Here is a 14254-nt window from a genome sequence, read left to right as displayed (position 1 = left end):
CGTTGCTATTAAGAATGAGACAGTAAATTGAAAACAAAACAGTCAAAAATCCCCAAATCAATTTATAGGCCCATGCATGACGACGAATTTGGCCTCTGGGGGGGCCTCTCTTTAAATGACTATGTTGAAGACCTGATGGCAAATCATCGATACAGTCGTAAAAAAGCCCAGATAGAGGCGTCGAAATCATTTAAAGCAGCCTTGCCAGCGGGTATCAATACTCAGAATAACCATTTTAGAACTTATGAACATGACGGTCAGGCTGCGGGATATCTGTGGTTCAGCCTGGAAGATAACTCAGCCTTTTTGTCAGATATAATGCTTCTCCCAGAATTTCAGGGTAAGGGAATGGGTCGGGATTTTATCCGTGCATTCCTGAATGAGCTGACTCAACAGGGCGCATATGAGGTGGAACTCAGAGTGTCACCGGACAATCAAAGGGCTTTGAAATTATATAAAGAATTTGGTTTTCGGATAACTGGTTTTGATATGAGTCTTTTGCTAGGATCCGACTGATCAGCAATCCGTTAATCATAATTTTCGGAGACAATCTCGGGTAATATCAACTATCGATAGGCAATCTACCACTATATATCTTCACATCATCAATGTCCACTTCTGGCACAAAACCGACCGCCAGAGTCCCCACTCCAGCATTCCCCCCCATTCCACACTCCAGCAGCGCCAGAGAGAAATCGCCCTCCTGCGTTGCCGTCGGTGTGAACCCGCAAAGCGGCAGCCACCGCCATAACGCCGACGCTTGGCCCCACCAGCGAAACCCACTCTTTTATCTAAGAAGATTCCTAACCCAGCTGACGGAAATCCCTCCCTGGCGCCAATACGCGGGTTAACCCGCCGATTTACAGCAATAATCCTGTAAAAACAATCGATAAGCGAATTTTTCGCGCTCGGCAAGTTACGTCTATCCTTTCGCTATGGGCGCCTGCCGCCCATCGTTCGCTGCAGATCGCGGCATGCGCGTTTCTGGCTGTTCGGGTTTCGGTTTATTCCATCGCGCGCTTCCATTCATCATGTTGAATTTCAAAGCAATCTCTCAGCAACAAGGAGTGTTTATATGGCTTACGTCATTACCGACCGAGAAAAACTGCAAGCGATTTGGGAGGCCGCCAAAGCCGGCGACTGGCCGGCCGTGTATGCCGCCTCCGTCGATGCGCTCACCGATCCCAACCATGCCAACCAACCTATTCAGGGCGTGGATATCGCGGTGTATACCTGGATCAAAGGCGCCTATGGCGTGAACTCGAATCAGGGGGCGTTTGCCCATTACATTCGCGACCAAACCAAGCTGCAGTATGAGCTGCGCACCGGGCATGTGCCCGATGACTGGGAGGCGCGCATTCAGAATGCCTCCGACAACATCGCCAAAAACTTCGCCAAAACGCTGTTTGGCGTCGATCTGAGCAGCGATCCTAACGCGCCGCTGCCGGATGCCCCGCCCACCAGCGCCAAAGTGCCGGATATTCACGAGGTTGGCCTGATCGACGCCGGTGCGGCGGCGTCCGAAGTGTTCACCGACGCCTCCTCGACCGGTGCTCCCAACTATTCCCCCTGGGCCGGCACCACGCTGTTCTCTTATTTAGGCGATACCTCGTTCTTTACCGAATGGGTGGCGACCAACGATACCTCGGCCTTTAAGGTGGAAGGCGGGACTTACGATCTGATTGCCGCGGCGCAGGTCTCCATGCAGATGAAAAACCTCAGTTACGTGGTTGAAACGCTGCTGGCGGGCGAAGTGCCCACCTATTTGACCACCCTCGGCATTGGCCACGAGACCATCCGCCTGGCCGCCGCGGCGGCGCGTGATTTCTACACCGAATCCTACGGTAGCAGCGTGACCGGCGGCGGCAGCATTATCCCCGGCAAGCTGGATATCGGCTCGGCGATTTTCAACGACATTGCCGACGTGCTGTCCACGCCGAATCTGTACCGTGTCGGTACGCTGCATGACGACGATTTCACGCTGGCGTTCGGCAATATCGCCGTTAACACCGGCAGCGGCGACGACACCATCAGCGTGCCGCGCGGCTGGCAAAACAACGCCGGCAACTACGGCTGGACGGTGATCGACGGCGGCAGCGGCCACGATACGGTCGATTATTCCAGCCTGTCGCACGGGGTAAACCTGAAGTTTGACGCCCAGGGCAGCTATGGCGGGCGCGGGGTAATCGAGAAAAACGGCATCGGGCTGTATGGCTTTAAGGACGGGCTGTACAACATCGAAGCGGTGAAACTGACCGACTTTAAGGACAACGTCACCTTTAACGATCGGGTGCTGACGCCGGCCAACGGTCTGGAAGTCAACCTGGGCAAAGGCTCCAGCGAGATTCGCTTCGAGCATGGTTATACCACTGCGCCGGGTGGGAGTGCGCCGCAGGATTATCTCGGCGTGAACCTGAGCATGCTATCCAACGATGTGCCCTTCCCCAACAGCCTGCTGAACATTCCCGTGAAGCAGACCCACAATATCTACATCGACGACAGCTTCGAGCTGGGCTTTTTACAGGCCTCCTCCCTGTCTATCGATAACCACCTGCTGGCCTTCGGCGCCGAAGGATCAAACAGCAGCTTCTCACTGAACTACAACGCGCAAACCCATACGCAGGATCTGTCGATATTCATGCAGGGCGAAAGCGCGCTCAATCAGCACGTCGTCAATATCTACAATTGGGATCAAGGATACTTTGGCATCAATCTGGAGCAGCCGGCCATTCAGCTTGTCGGTTTGCAAACCATTGCCCCGCAAGAGCTGGCGGCCGCCTAAGCGAAGCCCGCCGGGTTTACCGGCGGGCTGTTTACCTGCGGCGCGGCTCACTCCCTGTCACGCTCCGCAATCCGCGCCATCAACGCCCCCAGCAAGGCCAGATCGACCAGCAGCGCCAGCGCGAAACAGGCTCCCTTTATCCCCGGCGCGGCATAGGTTTGCACCAACGAAACGGCAACCACTACGGCTACGAGAGTCACCACCGTCGTCAGCCTGCACGCCACGGCGAACGCCGCTTTCTCCCCCCCTGCCGTGCGGTAGGCGACGCCCTGGCCCAGGCCGCCGAGGGCGAGGCCCGGCAGCAGGGCCGGCCAGCCGTGGCCGCCGAACAGCATCAGCAGCATCAATAGCCATCCCGCCGCCGCCAGTAAAAAGCCGTGGCGGAGAATAGCCAGCGCAGGCCGGTTCCGCAGCGTCCGCCAGCGGGCCAGCGCGGCGCCGCCGAGAAACGCCAGCGCCAATGCCGTCAGCAGCATCAGGGTCGCGCCGATGCCCAGCAGATTTTCGGTCTTCAGCAGCAAGGCGCCCGCCGCGACCGGCACGCTGAGCGCCAGGGCGCTCGCCGCCGTTCCCGTGTGTTCCATAGCGCCCAGGGCGCCGTTGTTGATATAGAGGCTCATCGTTCACTCCGACATGATGGAAATGATGAAATAAATTCATTTCCCTGTTCACATGTCAGTAGCCTATCTCTTGTATAATCGGTAAGACAAACTCATAGTTTTCAGCCTTGGATGAGAATAATTCAGCCATGAGAAAAACCCGTTTGCCGCCGCTGGGCGCGCTGCGCGCTTTCCACGCCGTGGCCGTCTGCCGCAGCTTCAAACTGGCCGCCGAGGAGCTGGGCGTCAGCGCAACGGCGATCAGCCATCAGATCAAGCTGCTGGAGTCGGTGCTGGCATGCCGGGTGTGCGAGCGCAGCGCGCAGGGCGTCAGCCTGACCGAAACCGGCGAGATCCTGTATGCCGGCACCCAGCGCGCCTTCGCCGCGCTGGAGCAGTCCGTCGCCCAAATCACCCGCGCCCGGCAGCCGCCGGCACTGACCGTCACCACCACCTCCAACTTTCTCACCCACTGGCTGGTGCCGCGCCTGGCGGATTTCAAGGCGGAGTTTCCCGCCATCGATCTGCGCCTGCACACCAGCGTCGAGCGGGTGGATCTCAGCCAGCGCACCGTGGACGTCGCCATCCGCTACCGTGAAACGCCGGAAAGCGATCTGCACTGCACCCTGCTGCATGAGGATCGCTTTATCGTGGTGGCCAGCCCGGCGCTGGCGCTGGAGCGCATCGAAGATTTGCTGCGGGTGACGCTGTTTCACGTGGAGCATCGGCAGGTGCCCGCCGACTCACCGACCTGGGAGAACTGGCGGCGGCGCTACGGGCCGGAAGGATTGAACGTGGAAGCCGGGCTGACCTTCAGCGACGAGACCCATGCGCTGCAGGCGGCGGTGGCGGGCCAGGGGGTGGTGATCGCCAGCCGGCTGCTGGCGCGCGATTTGTTGCAGCGCGGCGTTCTGGCGGCGCCGTTCGAGATGTCATTGCCCGGCGCCAACTACTATCTGGTGGCCACCGAAGAGACCGCGCAGCGCCCCGATATCATGGCGCTGCGCGCGTGGCTGCTGCGGCAAATGGCGGCGGGCTAACGGCTATCGGGGGCGATTTCCCCCAGGCGGATCGCCACGCCGATCGCCTGCGCGGTGGTGGCGGCGCCGAGACGTTGGCGAATGCGCCGCAGGTGATTTTCCACCGTGCGTTCAGACAGGCCGAGCATCGCGGCGATATCCGCCTGCCGCCGGCCAATGGCGGTCCAGCTCAGCACCTCGCGCTCGCGCGCCGACAGCCGGCCCTCCCGTTCACCGGCAGCAGGTTCGAACAGCCGCCGCGCCGCCAGAAAAGCCGCCGCGCCCACCAGCGACAGCGCCAGCCGCACCGGCGGCGAGGCGTCGATGCGCTCGCCCCCCAGGCTGACCGCCCCCTCCAACCCGGCGGGGCCGAATACCGGGATCTGTACGCCGTGCAGACCGGCGCCGCGCGGCGTGCGCACAATCCGGTAGCGCTCGCCCTGCTGCGCCCGGGTTTTGGTCCAGAAGAACGGTTCTGCGGCCCGCAGCATGTGCCGGGTCACCGGGCAGTGCCGCACGTAGGTCAGCGCATCGACCGCCTCCCCCTCACCGAACCAGTCGCCCTCGACCCAATAAATATGCTCGATCCCCGCCTCCGCCGCCGCGGAGGCGGAAAACAGCACAAAGCGGTTGAAACCGAACGGCGCGACGAAGGCGCGAACCCGCCCCTGAATGGCGGACAAGGTGCGCTCGTGGTCCATCGCCAACGCCGTCTGGAAAGCGCGCTGCGCGATCTCGTCGCTCATCGCGCGGCGACGTCGGCCAGCAGCGTTTCTGCCGCCAGTTTGCCGAGGTTGTTGGAAGCCAGCGGGCTGTCGCCGGTCAGCAGGCGCCGATCTTTATGCACCTTGCCGGTGATGTCGGCGTTGACGATCTTAACGCCCAACTCGCGCAGGCGTTCGCCTACCAGCCAGGGCATCGGGCCGGGGATATAGCCGATATCGATGTTGGCGCCGGTATCGAGCGAGTCCGGGAACACACACATCTCATAGCCGCGATAGAGGAAATCCGCTTTGCTCTCGCCGATGCCCGCCGCCAGCAAACCGGCCGGCCCGTGGCACAGCGAAATCACGTAGCGATCGTGGTCATGCGCCCAGTGCAGCGTCTTTTTCACCTCTTCACTGAACGGGATATCGTTGAGCACGCCGTGGCCGCCGGGAATGAAAACGCCGAGGTAGTTGCCGCCATCCAGATCCTTCACCACTTCCGTCAGCTTTTTCGGCTGCTTGAGTTGGCTGCGGTACTTCTCGTAGGTGGCCTTGACCGCTTCATCTTCATGCGGGAACGCCCACATCTCCAGCTTCACCGGATCGCCGGACGGCGTAGCGACGTCGATCTCGAAACCGGCCAGATCCAGGTGATACATCGGCAGCAACATCTCGACCGGGTGATTGCCGGTGGAGAAGAACTTGCCGTTTTGCATCAGCAGGTAGCGCTCCTGCGAGGCGATCATCAGCACCTTCCACTTGCCGCCGCGATAGGCGTTCGGGTAACTGGCGCCCGTGAAGTCGGTTTTGGACGAGGTGTACTGGCTGAGGGAGTAAGGGGATGGGAAGAACGCGTTGTCTTCCGCCACATCCGGGGTGGGATTACGATCGTTGGACACTGAATCAGTCATGATTATCTCCATATTCATCGTTGCATTGCCCATTCAGCTTAAATAACCGCCGGCAGGGCCGCAATGAGGGATATCCCTCAAGCAGCGCCCAGGCGGCGGAGCGTCCCCCTGGGCGCTGTTCTTAGCTGTTCACAAACGCCAGCAGATCGGCGTTGACCTGATCGGCGTGGGTGGTCGGGATGCCGTGCGGCGCGCCCTTATAGGTATGCAGCGTGCCGTTTTGCACCAGCTTGGCCGACAGCACGCCGGAATCCTGATAAGGCACCACCTGATCGTCGTCGCCGTGGATCACCAGCACCGGAATGGAGATCTTCTTGAGATCTTCGGTGAAATCGGTCTGCGAGAAGGCGACGATGCCGTCATAGTGCGCCTTGGCGCCGCCCATCATGCCCTGGCGCCACCAGTTCCAGACAATGGCCTCCGACGGTTTGGCGCCCGGACGGTTATAGCCGTAGAACGGACCGGCCGGCACGTCGTAATAGAATTGCGCCCGGTTGGCGGCCAGCTGCGCCTGGAAATCATCGAACACCGCTTTGGGGGTGCCCTGCGGATTGGCGTCGGTTTTCACCATCAGCGGCGGCACCGCGCTGATCAACACCGCTTTGGACACCTTGTCCTCGCCGTGGCGCACGATATAGCGCACTACCTCGCCGCCGCCCGTCGAGTGGCCCACGTGCATCGCGCCCTGTACGCCCAGGTGTTTCACCACCGCGGCGACATCATCGGCGTAGTGATCCATGTCGTGCCCTTCCCACACCTGGCTGGAGCGGCCGTGGCCGCGGCGATCGTGCGCAACCACGCGGAACCCTTGGTTCACGAAGAACAGCATCTGGGCATCCCAGTCATCGCTGGACAGCGGCCAGCCGTGGTGGAAATAGATAACCTTGCCGTTTTTGGGGCCCCAATCCTTGTAGAAAATCTCGACGCCATCGCTGGTCGTTACATAACCCATGTCGTTTCTCCCATTTACACTATGGTTAAAAAAGAAGGTTTATACTGCGCGCGGCGCCGGGATCTCTGGCTCCCTCATCCCGGCTGGCCGACGATCTTGCGTTGATCGTTTAACGAGTATAGGTTTAAAGCTCACTTTAAGGTCAAACCCAATTCGGCAAACCGCATTCCCGCTTTCGATCGGCATCAGGAGTATTCAAGTGCAAGGAGATGACACCGCCACGACGATGGAGCAACGGCTTGCCGCCCAGCGCCACGCCTTCCTGCGCGACGGCGCGCCGACGATGGATCAGCGCAAGGCCGTCCTGCGCCGCCTGCGGAGCGCCATTCTGGCCCAGCGCGGCGCGCTGGCGGCGGCCGTCAGCGCGGACTTCGGCCACCGCTCGCCTTACGAGACCGACATTCTGGAGATTCTGGTCACCGTGCAGGCGATCGATTACCTGCTGCGCAACCTGAAACGCTTCATGAAACCGGAGCGCCGCCACGTCGCCCTGCCGTACCAGGCTGCGCGCGCCTATGTGCAATATCAGCCCAAGGGCGTGATCGGCGTCATGGCGCCGTGGAACTACCCTTTATCGTTGACCTTCATCCCGCTGGCCACCGCCCTGGCCGCCGGCAACCGCGTGATGCTGAAACCTTCGGAGCTCACGCCGCATACCAGCCAGCTCATCGAGACGATGCTGGCGGCGCAGTTTCCCGCCGACGAGATCGCCGTGGTGACCGGCGGGCCGGAGGTCGGGGCCAGATTCAGCGAGCTGGCGTTCGACCATCTGGTGTTCACCGGCAGTACGGCGATCGGCCGTCAGGTCATGCAGGCGGCCGCTAAAAATCTGGTGCCGCTGACGCTCGAGTTGGGCGGCAAAAGCCCTGCCGTCGTGGCGCCCGGCGCGCTCACCGCCAGAATCGTTAACAGCCTGGCGTTCGGCAAGCTGTCGAACGCGGGCCAAACCTGCATCGCGCCCGATTACCTGCTGATCCATCAGAACGATGTGGAGAGCTTCATTGCGCTCTACGACGCGGCGGTCAAAGCGTTTTACCCCACAGGGCCGACGGGCAGCGACTACGGCGCCATCATCAGCGACAGGCACTATCAACGTTTGCAAGACCTGCTGGCCGATGCCCAGGCGCGGGGCGCGCAAATCATTCCGGTCGGCCATCGCCCGGACTCGGCGTCTGAACGGCCGAAAACCCTGGCTCCCACGCTGATCGTCGGCGCCCCCGACGACAGCCGGATCATGCAAGAAGAGATCTTCGGGCCGCTGCTGCCGGTGCGCACCTACGCCGCCTTTGATGAAACGATCGACGTTATCAACGCCGGGCCGCGCCCGCTGGCGCTGTATTACTTTGGCCCGGCAGGCGCGCAGCAGGATCGGCTGCTGACGCACACCACCTCAGGCAACGTCAGCGTCAACGCCACCCTGCTGCATTTCGCCCAGGACGATCTGCCGTTCGGCGGCATCGGCCCCAGCGGCATGGGGGCCTGTCACGGCATCGAAGGATTTCGGGCGCTGAGCCACGCCAAGGGCGTTTTCATCCAGAGCCGCTGGCACTTTACCGGCCTGCTGCGCACGCCGTTCGGCAAACTGGCGGACGCGGTGCTCACGTTCATGTTGCGGCGCCGATAAAGCGGTGTGCTGACAATCAATAGCACAGCCATGAATCGCCGCAAGCTATCACAATATTCACTCATTCCTATTTTATCTCTCCGCCGCCGCTGACTAAGCTTAGCCATGAGTCACCCTTTGTCCGTTGGCGACGGGGGTGACGTAAATCGATTGAGTTCAGTTATTTAGCGCAACACCCGACGCAAGCCTTACCCGCATGCCTTGTTAACCGCTCCACGCCCGGCGGCTGGAGCATCTTTACGGAAGCAGAGAGCGCATTATGACAACTGAAAGCAAATGCCCGTTTTCGGGCGGCAAGCAGCCCGCACCGCAGAACGGCCCCACCAATCAGGATTGGTGGCCTAATCAGCTCAGCCTGAAACCGCTGCATCAGCACTCCCCCCTGTCCGATCCGATGGATAAAGACTTCAACTACGCCGATGCCTTCAACAGCCTCGATCTGGCGGCGGTCAAACAGGATCTGCACGCCCTGATGACCGATTCGCAGGAATGGTGGCCGGCGGACTTCGGCCACTACGGCGGCCTGTTCATCCGCATGGCCTGGCACAGCGCCGGCACTTACCGCATCGGCGACGGCCGCGGCGGCGCGGGCGAAGGCCAACAGCGCTTCGCCCCGCTCAACAGCTGGCCGGACAACGTCAGTCTCGACAAGGCGCGCCGCCTGCTGTGGCCAATCAAGCAGAAATACGGCCGCAACATCTCCTGGGCCGATCTGATTATCCTGACCGGCAACGTGGCGCTGGAATCGATGGGCTTCAAAACCTTCGGCTACGCCGGCGGCCGCGCCGACACCTGGGAGCCGGACGACGTCTACTGGGGGTCTGAGAAGATCTGGCTGGAACTGAGCGGCGGGCCGAACAGCCGCTACTCGGGCGACCGCGATCTGGAAAACCCGCTGGCGGCGGTGCAGATGGGCCTGATCTACGTCAACCCGGAAGGCCCGGACGGCAACCCCGATCCGGTGGCCGCCGCGCGCGACATCCGTGAAACCTTCGCCCGCATGGCGATGAACGACGAAGAAACCGTGGCGCTGATCGCCGGCGGCCACACCTTCGGCAAGACCCACGGCGCCGGCCCGGCGTCTCACGTCGGCGCCGATCCGGAAGCGGCCGGACTGGAGTCGCAGGGCCTCGGCTGGCACAGCACCTTCGGCACCGGCGTCGGCAAAGACGCCATCACCAGCGGCCTGGAAGTGACCTGGACCACCACCCCGACCCAGTGGAACCATGACTTCTTCCGCCACCTGTTCGAATACGAATGGGAGCTGAGCCAAAGCCCGGCCGGCGCGCACCAGTGGGTGGCGAAAGACATCGGCGAAACCATTCCCGACGCCTTCGACCCGAACAAGAAGCGCCGCCCGACCATGCTGACCACCGACCTGTCGCTGCGCTTCGATCCGGCCTACGAGAAGATTTCGCGCCGCTTCTATGAACACCCGGAAGAGCTGGCCGACGCCTTCGCCCGCGCCTGGTTCAAGCTGACCCACCGCGATATGGGGCCGCGCGCGCGCTACCTCGGCCCGGAAGTGCCGCAGGAAGAGCTGATTTGGCAGGATCCGATCCCGGCGGTCGATCATCCGCTGATCGACGAGCAGGACGTCGCCGCGCTGAAAAGCAAGGTGCTGGCTTCCGGCCTGCCGGTGTCCGCGCTGGTTTCCACCGCCTGGGCTTCCGCATCGAGCTTCCGCGGTTCCGATAAACGCGGCGGCGCCAACGGCGCGCGCATTCGCCTGGCGCCGCAGAAGGACTGGGCCGTCAACCAACCTGCGCAGCTCGCCGCGACGTTGGCCAAGCTGGAGAGCATCCAACGCGCCTTCAACGACGCGCAGACCGGCGGCAAGCGCGTCTCGCTGGCGGATCTGATCGTGCTGGCCGGCGCGGCGGGCGTGGAACAGGCGGCGAAGAACGCCGGCTTGACCCTGACGGTGCCGTTCGCCCCAGGCCGCATGGACGCCTCGCAGGAACAGACCGACGTGGACTCCTTCGAGGCGATGGAGCCGCTCGCCGACGGTTTCCGCAACTTCCTGAAGGGCAAATACCGCGTGCCGGCCGAAACGCTGCTGGTCGACAAGGCGCAGCTGTTGACCCTGACCGCGCCGGAAATGACGGTGCTGGTCGGCGGGCTGCGGGTGCTCGGCGCCAACGTTGGCGGCACGCAGCACGGCGTGTTCACCCATCGCCCGCAGGCGCTGACCAACGACTTCTTCGTCAACCTGCTCGACATGGGCACCACCTGGCACCCGGTGGGTGAGGACGGCCTGTTCGAAGGCCGCGATCGCCGCAGCGGCGCGGTCAAATGGACCGGCACCCGCGTCGATCTGGTGTTCGGTTCGCACGCGCAGCTGCGCGCGCTGGCCGAAGTCTACGGCAGCGCCGACGGGCAAGAGAAGTTCGCCCATGACTTCGTCGCCGCCTGGAACAAAGTGATGAACCTCGATCGCTTCGATCTGGCGTAAACTCCCCGCAACGGTCTGCTTCGGCAGGCCGTTTTTCCTCCCGAGAACCACACCGCCTCCGCTCAGCGCCAGCCGTAGCGCACGTCGTTATATTTCTTTTCCCGCTTATTCGTATTTACTCAACAAGTCATATAAAAATTTGATGGGCGGCAATTCTTTTAATGCTGTATTTATATTTAGAGGGCAATGAAGAACGTAAATTCAGCGCGCTAATACGATATATCCCATCAAGGAGAACACCGTTATGGATTATCCCCAATTCACTTCAACACGCGGCGAGGCGGACCGCATTATCAGCGCCGACCCTTAGCGATAGCGGGCCTGCTGGCCCGGCGCCTCACCGTTTACGCCAATAAGAATAAATGTTCTGCCCCTGCGCCATATTCGCCGGGGCGTCAGAACTTCGCCCCTATTTAGCGTTTCATCACGCGCGTTGCGTTTTTAGCTTTTATTTTTCAGCCGACGGGAAAGCTCATAGGAAATGACGTTTCACTCAGGAAAATAACCGCTACCTGGAGGTCATCATGCAACACATTATCGGTATTTCTTCTCGTCGGCTGAGGATATCGGCCCTTGCGCTGCTGCTCCCTGCCGTATCATGGGCGGCCGATACGGCATCTCTCGCCGTGGGGCCGCAATATGACACCACCCATGTCTACGTCGAACGCGGCAAGATGGATTCCTTTGTCGACAGCATCCTGAAAACCTTCGGCGGCACCCGCACCGAACGCGTGCTGGTCAACGTCACGCCCACGCCGAGCGAAACCTATTCCCAGCTGATACTGACGCCAGCCGGCAGCTTCTCGGTGTTCGATTTCAAAACGCCGATCCCGCACCCGTTCGGCGCCGAGCGCAACGGTTTTCTGGTCAGGGATATGGATGCCGCCATTCAACAAGCCAAGGCCGCCGGCGCCGATGTGCTGGTCGCCCCCTTCGACGATCCGATTGGGCGCGACGCGGTGATCCAATGGCCCGGCGGCGTCAACATGCAGCTTTATTGGCACACCAAAGCGCCCAACTACAAGCCGCTGCTGAGCGTGCCGGAAAACCGCCTGTATCTCTCCGCTTACCGCGTCGATGACTTCCTGAAAAGCTATCAGACGTTCTCGCACGGCGAAGTCGTGCGCGACGAGCAGGTCAGCGATGCGGCGATCGGCCGCAACGATAACGGCAAGATCCGCCAGATCGAACTGGACTCGCTTTTTGGCAAAACGCGCATTTTCGTCACCGATGGGCATCTGCCTTATCCGTTCGGCCATGAGCGCACCGGCTATGGCGTCGAGGATCTGCAGGCCACGCTGGCCAAAGCGACGGCCAGCGGCGCGCAGGTGCTGTGGCGATCGACGGCGGCGGAACGCCGCGCCTCGGCGCTGGTGCGTTTCCCCGGCGGCTACATCGCCGAAATTCACCAGACAGCCAAATAAACCCAAGGCGCGCTGCGGCGCGCTTTTTTCTTCGGATATTCATGATGAAACGCACGCTACCCGCACTGTTGCTGTTCTCCACGCTCCCCGCTCTGGCGGCGGAGCCCGCCGCCTCTCCCTGGAAAAACATCCCGTTGGGCGATGCGGCCACCTTATCTTTCGACGGTTCACTGCGCGAGCGCTATGAATGGACGGATCAACGGGATTTGAATGGCGGACGCGACGACACTTTCATGCAGCGCTTGCTGGTTGGCGCGCGCCTCGACTACGGCGACTATTTCGGCGCCTATGTGCAAGTGGGATCGTCGCTGGCCACGCCGCGCGATCGCGGGCGCAAGCCGACCGACGAAGATCATGCCTACCTCGGGCAGGGCTATGTGGATATGAAACTGCCCACTGCCTACGGCCTCGGCACCCTGCGGGTCGGCCGCCAGGAGATTGCGCTGGGCTCGCTGCACCTGCTGGGCACCCGCGACGGCCCCAACGTGCGCCGTTCCTTCGATGCTATCCGCGCCAGCTGGGTCAAGGATAAAAACCGCCTCGACGCCTTTATCGGCCATCCCGTCACCCTTAAAACCGGCAGTTTCGACGACGATACCGACAACAGCCAAAAGGTGTGGGGACTGTACGGCACCACGCCGCTGACGCCGCTGGCTTCTTCGCTCGATCTCTACACCTTTGGCTTTGAGGATAACGACGCCCACTACGCGCAGCTTAGCGGGCAAGAGCGGCGCTATACCGTCGGCGCACGCATCTTCGGCGCAGCGCGGGGGTTCGACTGGGATAATGAAGCTGCCTGGCAGTTCGGCAGCGCAGAACAGCGCGATATCCGCGCCTGGTCGGCGTCGGCGCACGCCGGCTATACGGTGAGCGACTGGCGCTGGCGGCCGCGCTTTGGCGGCAAGATTGGCATCGCCAGCGGCGACAAAAACGGTCACGATGGGCAGCTCAACACCTTCAACGCCATGTACCCCAAGCTGCCCTACCTGACCGAAAACGGGCTGGTGGCGCCGGCTAACCTGATCGCCATCCATCCTTCGGTCACCATCACGCCGTGGCAAACCCTGGCCATCGACTTCAGCTGGGACGCGTTATGGCGGCAACGCCGTGAGGACGCCTTCTATCTCGGGCCAATGCGCCCGGTGAAAGGCAGCGAACAGGGATCGCGCTTTATCGGCAACCAGTACCAGGTCGAAACCACCTGGACGCCGAGAAGCGATCTCCAGTTCAAGGTAGCCTATGTCTACTTCGACGTCGGCCACAGCCTGCAGCACCATGCCGGGCTGAAAGACATCAACTTCGTGCTGGCGCAGGGCACCTACAGTTTTTAAGCATCAGGCAAGTTAATCGGTATACGCGGGCCCCTCAATAATCCCGTATCCGATTAATGACGACAGCCGGAGTGCGGCCGCCTCTATGCGTTACGGCAATGGCGGCTACTCACCGCATTTCACAGATAAAAAGCCGGAAAAACAGAAAGATAAATCAGCAACGCAAATGCCGCGCGCCGATTACAGAGAAATATTAAATAAAGATTTAATTCCAACGAGTTATTTAAACAAGTCTTTTACTCATATCTTATGTAAAAGATTCATATAAGAATAACTAATTAATAAAATAATTGTGTTTATACTGCTTTAACTCAATCGCAGTGCACAATTAATTCCTCACCGTGACTAATGATAAGGATATATTCCGCTTGAACGCAATATTCAAGCCAGACCAAGGAGGCAAGCCAATGATATCACATTAATTATCCCTGATTTTCAAACCTGTGTACG

The 14254-nt window shown here is 60.8% G+C and carries 11 protein-coding genes; 7 read left to right on the top strand and 4 right to left on the bottom strand.

Going from position 1 to position 14254, the window contains the following annotated elements; genetic code table 11:
* Positions 1–27: 27 nt before the first annotated feature.
* Both AC2CGQ_RS03530 and AC2CGQ_RS03525 read left to right on the top strand, forming a co-directional pair.
* Positions 28–516: a GNAT family N-acetyltransferase gene (locus AC2CGQ_RS03530; protein WP_004928661.1), complete on the top strand. Its 489-nt coding sequence runs from the start codon at positions 28–30 to the stop codon at positions 514–516.
* Positions 517–1075: 559 nt separating this feature from the next.
* A complete protein-coding gene (locus AC2CGQ_RS03525) occupies positions 1076–2782 on the top strand; it encodes a hemolysin (RefSeq protein ID WP_484593481.1) in 1707 nt (568 codons plus the stop codon).
* Positions 2783–2829: 47 nt separating this feature from the next.
* On the opposite strand, the gene AC2CGQ_RS03520 is transcribed toward AC2CGQ_RS03525, so the two are convergent.
* On the bottom strand, positions 2830–3366 hold the full coding sequence (locus AC2CGQ_RS03520; protein WP_484593480.1) for a hypothetical protein: 537 nt from the start codon (positions 3364–3366) through the stop codon (positions 2830–2832).
* A 164-nt stretch (positions 3367–3530) separates the two neighbouring features.
* Here AC2CGQ_RS03520 and AC2CGQ_RS03515 point away from each other — a divergent pair, with 164 nt between their 5' ends.
* Entirely contained in the window at positions 3531–4421 is an 891-nt protein-coding gene (locus AC2CGQ_RS03515) for a LysR substrate-binding domain-containing protein (protein ID WP_049242430.1), read from the top strand.
* Here AC2CGQ_RS03515 and AC2CGQ_RS03510 read toward each other — a convergent pair.
* The 3 genes from AC2CGQ_RS03510 to AC2CGQ_RS03500 form a co-directional block, all read right to left on the bottom strand.
* The gene (locus tag AC2CGQ_RS03510; RefSeq protein ID WP_075685870.1) at positions 4418–5146 is read right to left on the bottom strand and encodes a PA1136 family autoinducer-binding transcriptional regulator; all 729 of its coding nucleotides are present in this window, start codon (positions 5144–5146) and stop codon (positions 4418–4420) included. The two genes, AC2CGQ_RS03515 and AC2CGQ_RS03510, sit on opposite strands and share 4 nt — an antisense overlap.
* Entirely contained in the window at positions 5143–6018 is an 876-nt protein-coding gene (gene hchA / locus AC2CGQ_RS03505; protein ID WP_015378451.1) for a glyoxalase III HchA, read from the bottom strand. The genes AC2CGQ_RS03510 and hchA overlap by 4 nt, the downstream gene beginning before the upstream one ends.
* 121 nt (positions 6019–6139) lie before the next feature.
* Positions 6140–6970 carry an alpha/beta fold hydrolase gene (locus AC2CGQ_RS03500; RefSeq protein WP_484593479.1) on the bottom strand — a complete coding sequence of 277 codons (831 nt, stop codon included), beginning with the start codon at positions 6968–6970 and terminating at the stop codon, positions 6140–6142.
* A 199-nt stretch (positions 6971–7169) separates the two neighbouring features.
* Here AC2CGQ_RS03500 and AC2CGQ_RS03495 point away from each other — a divergent pair, with 199 nt between their 5' ends.
* From AC2CGQ_RS03495 to AC2CGQ_RS03480, 4 genes are all read left to right on the top strand, one after another.
* Positions 7170–8594, top strand: coding sequence for a coniferyl aldehyde dehydrogenase (locus AC2CGQ_RS03495; RefSeq protein ID WP_484593478.1), 1425 nt, complete (start codon positions 7170–7172; stop codon positions 8592–8594).
* Positions 8595–8853: 259 nt separating this feature from the next.
* Complete coding sequence (katG, locus tag AC2CGQ_RS03490; protein WP_015378454.1) at positions 8854–11049, top strand: catalase/peroxidase HPI; 2196 nt, start codon at positions 8854–8856, stop codon at positions 11047–11049.
* Between the two features lie 524 nt (positions 11050–11573).
* Complete coding sequence (locus AC2CGQ_RS03485; RefSeq protein ID WP_484593477.1) at positions 11574–12473, top strand: VOC family protein; 900 nt, start codon at positions 11574–11576, stop codon at positions 12471–12473.
* Positions 12474–12514: 41 nt separating this feature from the next.
* Complete coding sequence (locus AC2CGQ_RS03480) at positions 12515–13804, top strand: alginate export family protein (RefSeq protein WP_484593476.1); 1290 nt, start codon at positions 12515–12517, stop codon at positions 13802–13804.
* Positions 13805–14254 lie beyond the last annotated feature (450 nt).

The sequence above is a fragment of the Serratia sp. DFXYC6 genome, from assembly GCF_057196085.1.
Note: the sequence above shows the minus strand (reverse complement) of the source record. Positions and strands in the feature narration are given on the sequence as shown.